The 13,930-nt window shown below is 68.0% G+C and carries 15 protein-coding genes; 11 read left to right on the forward strand and 4 right to left on the reverse strand.

What is annotated here, in order from left to right:
* Positions 1–24: 24 nt before the first annotated feature.
* The 3 genes from oleC (at position 25) to ACVOJ1_RS05165 (ending at position 2,946) form a co-directional block, all read left to right on the forward strand.
* Positions 25–1,683: an olefin beta-lactone synthetase gene (oleC, locus tag ACVOJ1_RS05155; RefSeq protein WP_053518426.1), complete on the forward strand. Its 1,659-nt coding sequence runs from the start codon at positions 25–27 to the stop codon at positions 1,681–1,683.
* Positions 1,680–2,669: a 2-alkyl-3-oxoalkanoate reductase gene (gene oleD / locus ACVOJ1_RS05160; RefSeq protein ID WP_111186525.1), complete on the forward strand. Its 990-nt coding sequence runs from the start codon at positions 1,680–1,682 to the stop codon at positions 2,667–2,669. The genes oleC and oleD overlap by 4 nt, the downstream gene beginning before the upstream one ends.
* A gap of 121 nt (positions 2,670–2,790) precedes the next feature.
* On the forward strand, positions 2,791–2,946 hold the full coding sequence (locus tag ACVOJ1_RS05165) for a DUF1328 domain-containing protein (protein WP_004153593.1): 156 nt from the start codon (positions 2,791–2,793) through the stop codon (positions 2,944–2,946).
* A gap of 83 nt (positions 2,947–3,029) precedes the next feature.
* Here the strand turns inward: ACVOJ1_RS05165 and ddlA are convergent, their stop codons facing one another.
* Positions 3,030–4,115, reverse strand: a complete 1,086-nt coding sequence (ddlA, locus tag ACVOJ1_RS05170) for a D-alanine--D-alanine ligase (RefSeq protein WP_346480099.1) — start codon at positions 4,113–4,115, stop codon at positions 3,030–3,032.
* 137 nt (positions 4,116–4,252) lie between these two features.
* Here ddlA and ACVOJ1_RS05175 point away from each other — a divergent pair, with 137 nt between their 5' ends.
* From ACVOJ1_RS05175 to ACVOJ1_RS05190, 4 genes are all read left to right on the forward strand, one after another.
* On the forward strand, positions 4,253–4,888 hold the full coding sequence (locus tag ACVOJ1_RS05175) for a ubiquinone biosynthesis accessory factor UbiJ (RefSeq protein WP_053518430.1): 636 nt from the start codon (positions 4,253–4,255) through the stop codon (positions 4,886–4,888).
* Complete coding sequence (ubiB, locus tag ACVOJ1_RS05180; protein ID WP_065174173.1) at positions 4,885–6,540, forward strand: ubiquinone biosynthesis regulatory protein kinase UbiB; 1,656 nt, start codon at positions 4,885–4,887, stop codon at positions 6,538–6,540. Before ACVOJ1_RS05175 ends, ubiB begins: the two co-directional genes overlap by 4 nt.
* A gap of 5 nt (positions 6,541–6,545) precedes the next feature.
* Entirely contained in the window at positions 6,546–7,124 is a 579-nt protein-coding gene (locus ACVOJ1_RS05185) for an O-methyltransferase (RefSeq protein ID WP_322523091.1), read from the forward strand.
* Positions 7,125–7,211: 87 nt separating this feature from the next.
* Positions 7,212–7,949 carry a pseudouridine synthase gene (locus tag ACVOJ1_RS05190; RefSeq protein ID WP_053518434.1) on the forward strand — a complete coding sequence of 246 codons (738 nt, stop codon included), beginning with the start codon at positions 7,212–7,214 and terminating at the stop codon, positions 7,947–7,949.
* A 33-nt stretch (positions 7,950–7,982) separates the two neighbouring features.
* Here the strand turns inward: ACVOJ1_RS05190 and ACVOJ1_RS05195 are convergent, their stop codons facing one another.
* Positions 7,983–8,510, reverse strand: a complete 528-nt coding sequence (locus tag ACVOJ1_RS05195) for a DUF2059 domain-containing protein (protein ID WP_065174175.1) — start codon at positions 8,508–8,510, stop codon at positions 7,983–7,985.
* A gap of 134 nt (positions 8,511–8,644) precedes the next feature.
* On the opposite strand from ACVOJ1_RS05195, the gene arfB reads away from it, so the two are divergent.
* The 3 genes from arfB to dcp all read left to right on the forward strand — a co-directional run bounded on the left by arfB (position 8,645) and on the right by dcp (position 11,951).
* On the forward strand, positions 8,645–9,076 hold the full coding sequence (gene arfB / locus ACVOJ1_RS05200) for an alternative ribosome rescue aminoacyl-tRNA hydrolase ArfB (RefSeq protein WP_005420755.1): 432 nt from the start codon (positions 8,645–8,647) through the stop codon (positions 9,074–9,076).
* A gap of 4 nt (positions 9,077–9,080) precedes the next feature.
* Positions 9,081–9,683 (forward strand): lysophospholipid acyltransferase family protein, encoded by a 603-nt coding sequence (locus ACVOJ1_RS05205; protein WP_053518437.1) that lies wholly within the window; start codon positions 9,081–9,083, stop codon positions 9,681–9,683.
* A 111-nt stretch (positions 9,684–9,794) separates the two neighbouring features.
* On the forward strand, positions 9,795–11,951 hold the full coding sequence (gene dcp, locus ACVOJ1_RS05210; RefSeq protein ID WP_065174176.1) for a peptidyl-dipeptidase Dcp: 2,157 nt from the start codon (positions 9,795–9,797) through the stop codon (positions 11,949–11,951).
* 146 nt (positions 11,952–12,097) lie between these two features.
* Here the strand turns inward: dcp and ACVOJ1_RS05215 are convergent, their stop codons facing one another.
* Positions 12,098–12,544 (reverse strand): hypothetical protein, encoded by a 447-nt coding sequence (locus ACVOJ1_RS05215; RefSeq protein WP_053518439.1) that lies wholly within the window; start codon positions 12,542–12,544, stop codon positions 12,098–12,100.
* Positions 12,545–12,547: 3 nt separating this feature from the next.
* Positions 12,548–12,949, reverse strand: a complete 402-nt coding sequence (locus ACVOJ1_RS05220; RefSeq protein ID WP_065174177.1) for a hypothetical protein — start codon at positions 12,947–12,949, stop codon at positions 12,548–12,550.
* Positions 12,950–13,198: 249 nt separating this feature from the next.
* On the opposite strand from ACVOJ1_RS05220, the gene lepB reads away from it, so the two are divergent.
* Entirely contained in the window at positions 13,199–13,825 is a 627-nt protein-coding gene (gene lepB / locus ACVOJ1_RS05225; protein ID WP_065174178.1) for a signal peptidase I, read from the forward strand.
* Positions 13,826–13,930: the final 105 nt, after the last annotated feature.

Here is a 13,930-nt window from a genome sequence, read left to right on the forward strand (position 1 = left end):
TCCGTAAGCGGCGACAATGAACGGATGAACCGACCCTGCAACATTGCTGCGCGGTTGCCTGAACTGGCCCGTGAACGCCCCGACCAGATCGCCATCCGCTGCCCCGGCCGCCGCGGCGCCGGCAACGGCATGGCGGCCTACGATGTGACCCTGGACTATCGGCAGCTGGATGCCCGCAGCGACGCCATGGCCGCCGGCCTGGCCGGCTACGGGATCGGGCGCGGCGTGCGCACGGTGGTGATGGTGCGGCCCTCGCCGGAGTTCTTCCTGCTGATGTTCGCCCTGTTCAAGCTGGGTGCGGTGCCGGTGCTGGTCGATCCCGGCATCGACCGGCGCGCGCTGAAGCAGTGCCTGGACGAAGCCCAGCCGGAGGCCTTCATCGGCATCCCGCTGGCCCACGTGGCACGGCTGGCGCTGCGCTGGGCGCCGTCGGCGACCCGCCTGGTCACGGTGGGTCGGCGGCTGGCCTGGGGCGGGACCACCCTGGCCGCGCTGGAGCGCGCGGGCGCGCAGGCCGGGCCGATGCTGGCGGCCACCGACGGCGAGGACATGGCCGCGATCCTGTTCACCAGCGGCTCTACGGGCGTGCCCAAGGGCGTGGTCTACCGCCATCGCCATTTCCTGGGCCAGATCGAGCTGCTGGGCAGCGCCTTCGGCATGGAGGCCGGCGGGGTGGACCTGCCGACCTTCCCGCCCTTCGCCCTGTTCGATCCCGCATTGGGGTTGACCTCGGTGATCCCGGACATGGACCCCACGCGGCCCGCGCAGGCCGATCCGGCACGCCTGCATGATGCGATCCAACGCTTCGGCGTGACCCAGCTGTTCGGCTCGCCTGCGCTGATGCGGGTCCTGGCCCGCCATGGCCGGCCGCTGCCGTCGGTGACCCGGGTGACCTCGGCCGGTGCCCCGGTTCCGCCGGATGTGGTCGCCACCATCCGTGGCCTGCTGCCGGCCGGCGCGCAGTTCTGGACGCCGTACGGTGCCACCGAATGCCTGCCGGTGGCGGTGGTGGAAGGCCATGAACTGGAGCGCACCCGTGCGGCCACCGAGGGCGGTGCGGGTACCTGCGTGGGCAACGTGGTGGCCCCGAACGAAGTGCGCATCATCGCCATCGACGATGCACCGCTGGCCGACTGGTCGCAGGTACGCGTGCTGGCCACCGGCGAGGTGGGCGAGATCACCGTGGCCGGCCCCACCGCCACCGACAGCTATTTCAATCGTCCGCAGGCCACCGCTGCGGCGAAGATTGCCGAAACGCTGGCCGATGGCAGTACCCGCATCGTGCATCGCATGGGCGATGTCGGCTATTTCGACGCGCAGGGCCGTCTGTGGTTCTGCGGACGCAAGACCCAGCGCGTGGAAACCCCGCACGGCCCGCTCTACACCGAACAGGTCGAGCCGGTGTTCAACACGGTGCAGGGCGTGGCACGCACCGCGCTGGTCGGCGTGGGTCCCGCGGGCGCGCAGGTGCCGGTCCTGTGCGTGGAGCTGCAGCGTGGACAGTCCGACAGCCCGGCGCTGCATGAAGCGCTGCGCGCCCTTGCCGGCGCACGCCTGCCCGAGGCCGGGCTGCAGCACTTCCTGGTGCATCCGGCGTTTCCCGTCGATATCCGTCACAACGCCAAGATCGGCCGCGAGAAGCTCGCCGTCTGGGCCAGCGCCGAACTGGAGAAGCGCGCATGAAGATCCTGGTCACCGGTGGTGGTGGTTTCCTTGGCCAGGCGCTGTGCCGCGGGCTGGTCGAGCGCGGCCACCAGGTGCTGGCATTCAACCGCAGCCACTACCCGGCGCTGCAGGCGCTGGGAGTGGGCCAGATCCGTGGCGACCTGGCGGACCCGCAGGCCGTGCTGCATGCGGTGGCCGGTGTCGATGCGGTATTCCACAACGGTGCCAAGGCCGGTGCCTGGGGAAGTTACGACAGCTACCACCAGGCCAATGTGGTCGGCACCGACAATGTCATCGCTGCCTGCCGTGCGCATGGCATCGGCAGGCTGGTCTATACCTCCACACCGAGCGTGACCCATCGTGCCACCCACCCGGTGGAAGGACTGGGCGCGGACGAGGTGCCCTACGGCGAGGATTTCCAGGCGCCGTACGCGGCGACCAAGGCGATCGCCGAACAACGGGTGCTGGCCGCCAACGACGCGACGTTGGCCACGGTGGCGCTGCGTCCGCGCCTGATCTGGGGGCCGGGCGACCAGCAGCTGGTGCCGCGCCTGGCCGAGCGCGCACGGCAGGGCCGGCTGCGCCTGGTCGGTGATGGCAGCAACAAGGTCGACACCACCTACATCGACAACGCCGCGCTGGCGCACTTCCTGGCATTCGAGGCGCTGGGCCCGGCGGCGGCCTGCGCCGGCAAGGCCTACTTCATCTCCAATGGCGAGCCACTGCCGATGCGCGAGCTGGTCAACAAGTTGCTGCAGGCCGTGGGCGCCCCCCCTGTGGAGAAGGCAATCAGCTTCAGGACCGCCTACCGGATCGGTGCGATCTGCGAGCGCCTGTGGCCGCTGCTGCGGTTGCGCGGCGAGCCGCCGTTGACGCGTTTCCTCGCCGAGCAGCTGTGCACGCCGCACTGGTACAGCATGGAGCCGGCGCGCCGTGATTTCGGCTATGTGCCGCAGGTCAGCATCGAGGAAGGGCTGCGTCGGCTGCAGGCCGCGTCGTCATGACGGCAGCCTCACGGCGCTGAAGACTTCATCGCGCGCAGAACCGGCCATCACCGGTTGCACACCGCCGGACCGGGAGGATGGACCCCACGCCACCCACGGCCGAATATCTGCGAGGAGCGCCATGCTGCATTACGCCGTCATTTTCTTCGTCATCGCCATCATCGCCGCCGTGCTCGGTTTCTCCGGCATCGCCGGCGCGGCCAGCAACATTGCCTGGATCCTGTTCGTGGTGTTCCTGGTCCTTGCGGTGATCTCGATGTTCCGCAAGCGCGGCTAGTGAGCCCCGGAGCAGTGCCGGTCGATGGCCGGTACTGCTCCGGCGGAAGCGGTTGTTTGCTGTAGTACCGGGTACTGCCTGGCCTACAGCAGCCTCTGATCGGCTTCGTGCCGTTCCAGCGCCAGTTCGATCAGGCGCGTGATCAGCGTGGTGTAATCCACGCCACTGGCGCCCCACAGCTTCGGGTACATGCTGATGCGGGTGAAGCCCGGCAGCGTGTTGACCTCGTTGATGACGACGCGGCCATCGCCGGTCAGGAACACATCCACTCTGGCCATGCCGGCGCACTCCAGCGCCTGATACGCCTGCAGGGCGATCTGCCTGATCCGCTGCTGGGTGGCATCATCGATGTCGGCCGGGACCACGACGTCGGCGCCGTTCTCGTTGAGGTACTTGGTGTCGTAGGCATAGAACTCGTCGTGCACCACCACTTCGCCACACACGCTGGCCTGCGGCTGCTCGTTGCCGAGCACCGCACATTCGATCTCGCGGCCGGCCACGGCCGCTTCCACCAGAACCTTGTGGTCGTAGCGCAGCGCCCGTTCCAGCGCGGCCGCGAAGCCGGCAGCGTCCTTGACCTTGCTCACCCCCACCGACGAACCCTGGTTGGCCGGCTTCACGAACAGCGGCAGACCGAGCTCGGCGATGACGCCGTCGACATCGATGTTCGCAGCCTGGTGGCGACGGATGCACTGCCAGGGCGCCACCTGCAGGCCGGCATCGCGCAGCAGGCGCTTGGTCACGTCCTTGTCCATGGCCACGGCCGAGCCCAGCACCGGTGAACCGACGAAGGGCAGGTTGGCCATGCGCAGCAGGCCCTGCAGCGCGCCATCCTCACCCAGCGGACCATGCACGATCGGCAGGACAACGTCGATCTGGCCGAGCACGGCAGCCGGATCGGCGGGCTGCAGCTGCGCCTGTCCGGCGCCCGGGTGCACCGACAGCGCGACGCCGGACCGGTGCAGCGCGATGCGCGCCGGATCATCGGCGTTGAGCAGGAAGCTCCCGGCCTGGCTCAGATGCCATCGGCCCTGCTTGTCGATGCCGATCAGCACCGGATCGAAGCGCTCGTGGTCGAGTGCGTCGAGGATGTTCTTCGCCGACTGCAGCGAGACTTCGTGCTCGGAGGACGTACCACCGAAAATGATGCCGACCCGGGTCCTGCTCATGGGCAATGCGATGTCCTGGACGTTGCGTGGCCCCACAGCATGGACCTTCCTTCGCCCGGCAGGTGAGGCGGAGATGAACCCGCACCCATCCGCGCTGCCCGGCCCAAGCCCGGCACCCACGAAGGTAGAATGGGGCCATGGCTCTTTCCCTGCTCAAGTCCCTCAAGCCGGTCGCCGGCCGTGCCCTGCAGATCGCCCTGAACCGCGCCCTGGCGCTGGATCCGGATACCCGCCATGCGTTGGCCGGTCTGGATGGCCGCCATATCGATCTGACCCTGGAGGCTCCTGCGCTGGCCATGCGCATCAGCGTTGACGGTGACCAGCTGCGGGTGGGGCCGGTGGATGCCCAGGAAGCCGATCTGGCCGTACGCAGCAGCTTGTCGGGGGTGCTGGCCCAGCTGCCGCTGCTGGCCAATGCCCGGCGCGCCGACAGCACCGGCAAGGGACGCGTGCGCGTGGCCGGCGATGCCGAGTTGGCGCGCCGCCTGCAGCAGCTGGCCAAGGGCTTCGACCCGGACTGGCAGCAGCCGTTCGTCAGCGTGTTCGGCGAGGTGCTGGGCGTACAGGTGGCCAACACACTGCGCGGCGCGCTGCAGCACGCCCGCCAGGGCGTGATCGATCTGGCGCACAGTGCAGCCGAATTCATTACCGAGGAATCGCGCGACGTGGTGCCGCGCGCCGAGCTGGACGCGTTCCACGACGATGTGGATGTGCTGCGCGATGATGTCGAGCGCCTGGGTGCACGCGTGCAGCGCCTGCGGGGTGCGGCATGAAGGCGGTGCTGCGGGCCAGCCGTATCGGCCGGGTGATCCTGCGCTACCGCCTGGATGACCTGCTGCAGGACACGCCGGCCGAACGCTGGCTGCGCCTGGCCAAACCCTTCGTTCCGCGGGCCTCTGCCGACATCGCCGCACAATCGCGTGGCGCACGCCTGCGCCTGGCGCTGCAGGACCTGGGTCCGATCTTCGTCAAGTTCGGGCAGATCCTGTCGACCCGTCGCGACCTGGTGCCGCCGGACGTGGCCAACGAACTGACCCTGCTGCAGGACCGGGTCAAGCCGTTCGACGGCGACACCGCGCGCCGCATCGTCGAGGACGCGCTGGGCCTGCCGGTCAGCGAAGCCTTTGCCAGCTTCGATACCGAACCGCTGGCGTCGGCCTCGATCGCGCAGGTCCATGCGGCCACGCTGGCCGATGGCCGCCAGGTGGTGGTCAAGGTGCTGCGCCCGGGCATCGAGAAGCAGATCGACGCCGATATCGCCCTGCTCAATTCACTGGCCGCGCTGGTTGAGCGCACCCACCCGCGTGCCGACAAGATCCGCCCGCGCGAAGTCGTGGCGGAAGTGGAGAACACCCTGGCCGCCGAGCTGGACCTGCAGCGCGAAGGCGCCAACGCCAGCGTGCTGCGCCGCTTCTGGGAGAACTCCGACGACCTGTACGTGCCGGAAGTGATCTGGAGCCACACGGCCGAGCGCGCGCTGACCCTGGAGCGCGTGTGGGGCATTCCCTCCGATGACATCGTGGCACTGGACGCCGCCGGGATCGATCGCAAGGCGCTGGCCGCCAAGGGCGTGCGGGTGTTCTACACCCAGGTGTTCCGCGACAACTTCTTCCACGCCGATGCGCATGCCGGCAACATCTGGGTCGACCCCGATCCGGCACGCCGCAGCGATCCGCGCTTCATCGCGCTGGACTTCGGCATCATGGGCCAGCTGTCGCAGGAAGATCAGTACTACCTGGCCGAGAACTTCATGGCCATCTTCAACCGCGACTACCGCCGCATCGCCGAGCTGCACGTGCAGGCGCGCTGGATGCCGGACCACGTGCGCATCGACGACCTGGAAGCGGCGGTGCGGTCGGTGTGCGAGCCGTACTTCACCCGCCCGCTGTCGCAGATCTCGCTGGCGGAAGTGCTGATGAAGCTGTTCCGCGTGGCGCAGCGCTACCAGCTGACGCTGCAGCCGCAGCTGATCCTGCTGCAGAAGACCCTGTTGAACATCGAAGGCGTCGGTCGCCAGCTCGACCCGCAGATCGATATCTGGGCGGTGGCCAAGCCGGTACTGGCGAAGATCCTGCGCGAGCGCTACAGCCCGCGCAGGGTGATGCGCGAGCTCGGCAAGCGCCTGCCGGAAATCATGACCCACGCACCGGACATGCCACGCCTGGTGCATGCCTGGCTGACCCAGCAGGTGGAGGGGCGTCATGAGCTGGCGATGCGCTCGCGCGATCTGGTATCGCTCGATGCCAGCGTGCAGCGCCTGCAGAAGCATGCGGTCGGTGCCATCACCGGTGTCGGCCTGCTTGCCATTGCCGCCTTGATGTACGTGCTGCAGCCGCCCGGCTGGTACTGGGGCGACCTGCCGATGTGGAGCTGGCTGTCGGGCGCGGTGGGTGTGGCCGCATTGGCCCGGGCGTGGTGGAAGTAGCCGCCGTGCTGCAGGCGCTCAAGGACGAACTGGCGCGCTTTGGCGCCGACAACGATGCGCGCGAAAGCGAGCGGGCCCGGCGCATGCTCAACATCACGCCGGATACCGGTGCGCTGCTGTCGCTGCTGGTACGTTTCGGACAGGCGCGGCGCGTGCTGGAGATCGGCACCTCCAACGGCTATTCCACGCTGTGGCTGGCCGAGGCTGCCGCTGCCATCGACGGCCATGTGACCACGCTGGAGTACGCTGCCGACAAGGTGGCCCTGGCCGGCGCGACCTTCGCCCGCAGCGGCCTGCAGGCGCATATCACCCTGATGCACGCTGACGCCGGGACGTGGCTGGCGCAGGCGGCCGATGCCAGCATCGACCTGCTGTTCCTCGATTCGGATCGCGAGCAGTACGCTGGCTGGTGGCCGCACCTGCGCCGCGTGCTGCGGCCCGGTGGCCTGCTGGTGGTGGACAACGTGATCTCCCACGCCGAACAGATGGAGCCGCTGCGGGCGCTGCTGGAGGCGGACGCGAACTTCAGCGTCAGCCTGGTGCCGGTGGGCAACGGTGAACTGCTGGCCGTGCGCAACGCCTGACTGCCTCGCGGCACAAACCCGGGGTCAGATCCCTTTTCCGCAGGAAAAGGGATCTGACCCCATACAGGCCGCCCGTATAATCGCGCGGTGAGCACCGAACCCGATACCCTCGCCGCGGTCGAGACCGACACCGCCCCCCTTCGGCTCCTGCACCTGGATGAACGCCTGGCGGTGGTCGACAAGCCGGCCGGGCTGATGGTCCATGACAGCAAGCTGGCCCGTGGCGAAGATGATTTCCTGGCCGATCGCCTGCGTGAGCAGCTCGGGCGCCCGATCTTTCTGGTGCATCGGCTGGATCGTGCCACCAGTGGCTGCCTGCTGCTGGCCTTCGACCGTGACACCGCCAGTGCGCTGGGCAAGGCCCTGATGGGCGGCGAGGTGGCCAAGGACTACCTGACCATCTGCCGCGGCTGGCCGGCCGAGGCGTCCTGGCGGGTCGACCACGACCTCGACGGCGGCCCCGGGAAACCGGTCAAGAAGCCTGCCATCACCGACTTCCAGTGCCTGGCTACCGGCGAGCTGCCGGTGCCGGTCGGCGAGTTCGCCCGTTCGCGCTATGCGCTGCTGCGCTGCCAGCCGCAGACCGGACGGTTCCGGCAGATCCGCCGGCATCTCAAGCATCTTTCGCACCACATGATCGGCGACACCAGCCACGGCGACGGCCGCCACAACCGCATCTTCCGCATGCAGGGGGTGCACCGCATGCTGCTGCACGCCGAGCGCCTGCGTTTTCCGCATCCCGAGGGCGGCACGGTGGATGTGCGGGCGCCGCTGGACCGGGAATTCCAGAAGGCCCTGGACCTGTTCGGCTGGCGGGTGGAGTGAAGGCAGCGCCGGGCATGGCCCGGCGCTACCGCCTCACTTCTTTTCCGGCTCGTTGACGATCGCTTCCAGATCCTTCTGCAGGTCGGCGAACAGCGGCTGCATGCGCGACTGGATGGCCACCATCACGTTCTGCATCAGCGCCGGGGTCTTGTCGAGCAGACTCTGGCCCGCCGGGCTCTCGTAGAACTCGGCCATCGCCAGCACGTCTTCCTTGCTGAAGGTCTTCTTGTAGAGATCCACGTACATCGGCCGCAGCTGCTGCCATGACAGGGCCTGGCGCAGGGTCTGGCTGGTCCGTGCCTGGATGCGCTTGAGCTGCTCCTGCTGCTGGGCATTGAGCTGGCGCTGCGACGCGACCTGCTGGAACTGCTGCTGCTGCATCGCCTCGATCTGCGGCAGCATGGTGTCGATCATGCTCTGCGCGCGGGAGGCCGACAGCAGGCGGTTGATGTCGCCGTCGGTCGGCGCGGCGGCCAGGACCGGGGCGCTGGCCACGGCAAGCGCCAGCAGAAGGGCAGCACGGCGCAGCAGGGCGGGCAGGGTGGATGCGGAGCGGATCATGCGAAGCTTCCTGCGGTACATGGGACGGCCAGCATACCCGCTGGCAAGGCGAAGGCGGCGTGTTCGGTGCCTGATCGGCGGCATACGGCGCGCGATGCCGCACTCCGCCACGTGGCTGCCGTTACAATGCGCGGATGGGCAGTGGACCGGTCACCATCAGCGCGCAGCTTGAGATCCCCGACGGCGAGATCGTCGAGCGTTTCGTGCGTGCCAGTGGTGCCGGTGGCCAGAACGTCAACAAGGTGTCCACCGCGGTGGAACTGCGTTTCGACGTGGCCAACTCGCCCTCGTTGCCCGAACCGTTGCGCGCGCGCCTGCTGGCGCGGCGTGACCGGCGGATGACCGGCGAAGGCGTGCTGGTCATCGACGCGCAACGCTTCCGGACCCAGGATCGCAATCGCGAGGATGCGCGCGAGCGGCTGGCGGCCTTCATCCAGGCCGGGTTGAGCGTGCCCAAACCGCGCAAGGCCACCAAGCCGACCCTCGGGTCGAAACTGCGTCGTCTGGACGCCAAACGCGGGCGCGCGCAGATCAAGCGCGGGCGCTCCTCACGTGACTGGGAGTGATTGCTTGAACAACCCGACTCCGTTGCTGCCGGCCATCCCGCCGAACATGCCGCAGGTCAGATCCAACCCGTTCCTGCGCTGGCTGGCGCGCTGCACCCTGCGCATGGGCGGCTGGAAGGTGGTCGGCACCCTGCCGGACATCCCGAAGCTGGTCTTCATCATCGCCCCGCATTCGTCCAACTGGGACGGGTTCTGGGGCATGGCGGCCAAGATCGCACTGGGCATGAAGGTCAAGGTGCTGGGCAAGGCGTCGCTGTTCTGGTGGCCGCTGGGCCCGCTGCTGCACCGGCTGGGCGTGATCCCGCTGGACCGCAGCTCGCCGCAGGGAACCGTCGGCCAGGCCGTGGACCTGATCCGCAACAACGACAGGATGTGGTTCGCGATCACCCCGGAAGGCACCCGCAAGGCGGTCAAGGAATGGAAGGCCGGATTCCTGAAGATCGCGCGGATGGCCGACGTGCCGATCCTGACCGCCTATTTCCATTATCCGGAGAAGGTCATCGGCGTCGGTCCGCTGTTCCATCCCACCGGCGATGACGTGGCCGACATGGCCGCCATCCGCGAGTTCTACCGGCCCTGGATCGGCAAGACCCGCGGTACGGTCTGAGCCGGCCGCCAGTGAAGGTCCAGACGCCACGTCCGGCACATGCCGGGCGAGCGCGACAGGAGTAGGGTGGACGGTCGGCATCCCATCCCGTCTGCCCAAGGAGCGTTTTACATGTCGCGTACCGTAGTCCTGGCCGCCGCCATCAGCCTGGCGCTGGCGGCCTGTTCCGGCAAGGAGTCCACCCCCGTGTCCGCAGCCCAGAATACCCCGGCCCAGCAGCCGGCCGATGCCTCCACCAACCCGCTGCTGAGCGCCAGCACGCTGCCGTTCCAGGCGCCGCCGTTCGACAAGATCAAGGACAGCGACTACCTGCCGGCGTTCGAGGAAGGCATGCGCCAGCACCTGGCCGACGTGCGCAAGATCGCCGACAACAGCGAGCCGGCCACCTTCGACAACACCATCGTGGCGATGGAGCGCAGCGGCGAGACCCTGACCCGCGTGTCGCGCATCTTCTTCGGCCTGGTGCAGGCCGATACCAACGATGCGCGCCAGAAGATCCAGGAAGAAGTCGCGCCGAAACTGGCCGCGCACCAGGACGAGATCAGCCTCGACCCGAAGCTGTTCGCACGCGTGAAGTCGCTGTACGACCAGCGTGACACGCTGGGCCTGGACCCGGTGCAGAAGCGCCTGGTCGAGCATTACTACGACGGCCTGGTGCGTGCCGGTGCGCAGCTGTCCGACGCCGACAAGGCCAGCCTGCGCAAGCTCAACGTGGAAGAGACCACGCTTTCCACCCAGTTCCATACCCGCCTGGTCGCCGCCACCGCTGCCGCTGCCGTCATCGTGGACGACAAGGCCAAGCTGGCCGGCCTGGATGAGAACGCGATCAACACCGCAGCTGCCGATGCGAAGGCGCGCAAGCTTGACGGCAAGTTCCTGCTGCCGCTGCAGAACACCACCCAGCAGCCGGTGCTTGGTTCGCTGAGCGACCGCGACCAGCGCGCCGCCGTGCTCAAGGCCTCGGAAACCCGCGCCGAGCGCGGTGATGCCAACGATACCCGCCAGACCGTGCAGCGCCTGGCCCAGCTGCGTGCGCAGAAGGCCAAGCTGCTGGGTTTCGACACCTTCGCCGACTACCAGCTGGGCGACCAGATGGCCAAGACCCCGGCCGCCGCGCTGAAGCTGCTGACCGACACCGTGCCGGCTGCCACCGCCAAGGCACGTGCCGAAGCCGGCGAGATCCAGAAGGTGATCGACGCGCAGAAGGGCGGTTTCCAGGTTGCGGCCTCGGACTGGGACTTCTACGCCGAGCAGGTACGCAAGGCCAAGTACGATCTGGATGAGTCGCAGATCAAGCCCTATTTCGAGCTGGACAACGTGCTGCAGAACGGCGTCTTCTACGCCGCCACCCAGCTGTACGGCATCACCTTCAAGCCACGTACCGACATCCCGACCTACCACCCGGACATGAAGGTGTATGAAGTGTTCGACAAGGACGGCACCTCGCTGGCCCTGTTCTACACCGACTACTTCAAGCGTGACAGCAAGTCCGGTGGCGCGTGGATGGACGTGTTCGTCGAGCAGGATGGCCTGACCGGCGCCAAGCCGGTGGTCTACAACGTCTGCAACTTCACCAAGCCGGCCGAAGGCCAGCCGGCGCTGCTGAGCTTCGACGACGTCACCACCCTGTTCCACGAGTTCGGCCACGCCCTGCACGGCATGTTCTCGAACGTGAAGTACCCCTCGATCGCCGGCACGGCCACCTCGCGCGATTTCGTCGAGTTCCCGTCGCAGTTCAACGAGCACTGGGCGCTGGATCCGAAGGTGTTCGCCAACTACGCCAAGAACTACAAGACCGGCGAGCCGATGCCGCAGGAACTGGTCGACAAGATCCTCAAGGCGCGCAGCTTCAACCAGGGCTACGCCACCACCGAGTACCTGTCGGCTGCGCTGCTGGACCTGGCCTGGCACACGCAGAAGGCCGACGCGCCGCTGCAGGATGTCGGAGCCTTCGAAGCCAGCGCGCTGAAGAAGTTCAAGGTCGATCTGCCGCAGGTTCCGCCGCGCTACCGCACCACCTACTTCGACCACATCTGGGGCGGTGGCTACTCGGCCGGCTACTACGCCTACTTCTGGGCGGAAGTGCTCGACCATGACGCCTTCCAGTGGTTCACCGAGAACGGCGGCCTGACCGCGGCCAATGGCCAGCAATTCCGCGACAAGATCCTCTCGCGCGGCAACAGCGTGGAGCTGTCGACCCTGTACCGCGATTTCCGCGGCAAGGACCCGTCGGTGGAACCGCTGCTGAAGTTCCGCGGGCTGAAGTAAGAAAGCGAAAACGGCGGGGGCGACCCCGCCGTTTTTCTTTCTGTAGCGTCGAGCCATGCTCGACGTTCTTCTGTAGAGCCGAGCCCATGCTCGGCTGATGTTTCCTGGAAAGGCAGCCGAGCATGGGCTCGGCTCTACAAACAGCGTTACGTCCCCACGTGCACCCGGTTCGCCTGTTCGGCAAGGCCCAGGTGATCCAGCGCGATATCCAGCGCCAGCACGTAGCTCTGCGCGCCATAGCCGGCGGCGATGCCCAGGCGCTGGCCGATGCCGGCCGGCAGACAGGGCTCAGCCACCGCGCCGTCGTCATGCACCTCCACGTAGGCGTTGTGCAGATAGGGCAGCAGGCGCTGCAGACGCAGGCTGCCGGCACACGCGCCGGGATCGAGCAATGTCACTTCGCCGCGGCTGTGATCGGCCACGCGCAGGGCATCCAGCAGTTCCTGTTCCGAACCGCAGGCACGGATGGCCACGCTGGTGCCGGCATCGATCGCACGGTGTACCAGCGACTTCAGTACCGGTGCCGGCAGCGGCAGTGCGGTACGGATCAATGTGCCGGCCGCTTCCGGGCCGCGGATGATGAAGATCGACATGGCTCAGCCCTCCTGCGCCAGGCGGCGGCCGACGATGGCCAGCGACAGCGGATAACCGGCCTGCTGGCTGCGCTGGTCGACCACCACCGCGGCCGGCCCATGCTGCAGGCGCAGGCGCGCGTCCAGGCCGGGTTCGCGGGCGCTCTGCAGCTCGATGTACTGCGCCGGCAGCCGCTCCAGGGCGGCCTGCAGCGCGCTGCCCTCGGCCTGCCATTGCGCCTCGTCGGCCACGCCCACGTCCAGCAGTACCCAGTCGGCCGAGCGCGCCTGCGGCTGGCACAGGCACTGGCGCACTTCGGACAGGCTGGCGCAGTCGCTGCACAGCACGCGGTGGCCGGACAACTGCGCCGGCAGCTGCGGACGCGGTGCCGATGAAGAGGCGTGGCGGATCACCAGGAGGGTCATACAACACCTTGCGGAAAGCGCCGTTCGGCGCGGTGGGCAGACGATGCGCGCAGTGCCCGTAAAGGTGCGATGGCGGGCGCCGGGCCCGGGCGTAAAACCTGCGTAACCCTGCATCGGCAGCGCCGGGCCATGCCCGGAGAGCACATGGCGCGGCCGTTCCAACACTCGGCCGGGCATGGCCCGGCGCGACCGGGAACCTCTTGCACCCGGATGGGGTCTGAAGACCCTGCCACCCCATCGGAACCTGACATGGATGCTGTTGCCCGACCGCCGTTCCCGCAACGCGCTCTCGCCTGGCTGAAGAAGGAGGCGCTGCCGCTGCTGCTCATGCTGGGCCTGCTCGCCGCCGCCCGCGACACCCTCGCCAATCATTACGTGGTGCCCAGTGGCTCGATGCAGCCGACCCTGCAGCCCGGTGACCGGGTGGTGGTGGACATGCGTGCCTATGGCCTGCGCCTGCCGTTCACCAACACGTCCCTGCTGTCCACCGGCCAGCCGCAGCGCGGCGAGGTGGCGGTATTCGATTCGCCTGCCGACGGCACCCGCCTGATCAAGCGGGTCGCCGCCGTGGCCGGCGACCACGTGCAACTGCACGAGGGCCACCTGAGCATCAACGGCCACCCGCTGCAGATGGCCGACCTGCAGGACGTGGAGGCCTTCGGCAGCCGCCGTGCGCGCCTGGACCTGGACATGGGCGGTGGTCCCGACATTGCGGACCTGGTGGTACCGGCCGGCAAGCTGCTGGTACTGGGGGATCATCGCGGCAACAGTTTCGATGGACGCTTCTTCGGCTTCGTCGACGCCGACAAGGTCTACGGGCGCGCGGTGGCCGTCTACTACCGCCGTGGCGATGGCTTCCAGTGGCAGCACCTGTGAGCTGAATCGATACGTCAGGGATATCAATCCTGACTTTTCAGGTTATGGATCGACTGGGTGGACGGGCCTAGTCTGGGGCCCGTTCCCTCCACCCCGGCCGCCCCC

It is taken from the genome of Stenotrophomonas sp. STEN225 (genome assembly GCF_056756445.1).

Bases quoted from the DNA above. Each gene is read 5' to 3' on its own strand.
- ubiB (WP_065174173.1), top strand. From the start codon at position 4,885: ATGAAGGCGGTGCTGCGGGCCAGCCGTATCGGCCGGGTGATCCTGCGC.
- dcp (WP_065174176.1), top strand. From the start codon at position 9,795: ATGTCGCGTACCGTAGTCCTGGCCGCCGCCATCAGCCTGGCGCTGGCG.
- oleC (WP_053518426.1), top strand. From the start codon at position 25: ATGAACCGACCCTGCAACATTGCTGCGCGGTTGCCTGAACTGGCCCGT.
- oleD (WP_111186525.1), top strand. From the start codon at position 1,680: ATGAAGATCCTGGTCACCGGTGGTGGTGGTTTCCTTGGCCAGGCGCTG.
- ddlA (WP_346480099.1), bottom strand. From the start codon at position 4,115: ATGAGCAGGACCCGGGTCGGCATCATTTTCGGTGGTACGTCCTCCGAG.
- arfB (WP_005420755.1), top strand. From the start codon at position 8,645: ATGGGCAGTGGACCGGTCACCATCAGCGCGCAGCTTGAGATCCCCGAC.
- ACVOJ1_RS05220 (WP_065174177.1), bottom strand. From the start codon at position 12,949: ATGACCCTCCTGGTGATCCGCCACGCCTCTTCATCGGCACCGCGTCCG.
- ACVOJ1_RS05215 (WP_053518439.1), bottom strand. From the start codon at position 12,544: ATGTCGATCTTCATCATCCGCGGCCCGGAAGCGGCCGGCACATTGATC.
- lepB (WP_065174178.1), top strand. From the start codon at position 13,199: ATGGATGCTGTTGCCCGACCGCCGTTCCCGCAACGCGCTCTCGCCTGG.
- ACVOJ1_RS05175 (WP_053518430.1), top strand. From the start codon at position 4,253: ATGGCTCTTTCCCTGCTCAAGTCCCTCAAGCCGGTCGCCGGCCGTGCC.
- ACVOJ1_RS05195 (WP_065174175.1), bottom strand. From the start codon at position 8,510: ATGATCCGCTCCGCATCCACCCTGCCCGCCCTGCTGCGCCGTGCTGCC.
- ACVOJ1_RS05165 (WP_004153593.1), top strand. From the start codon at position 2,791: ATGCTGCATTACGCCGTCATTTTCTTCGTCATCGCCATCATCGCCGCC.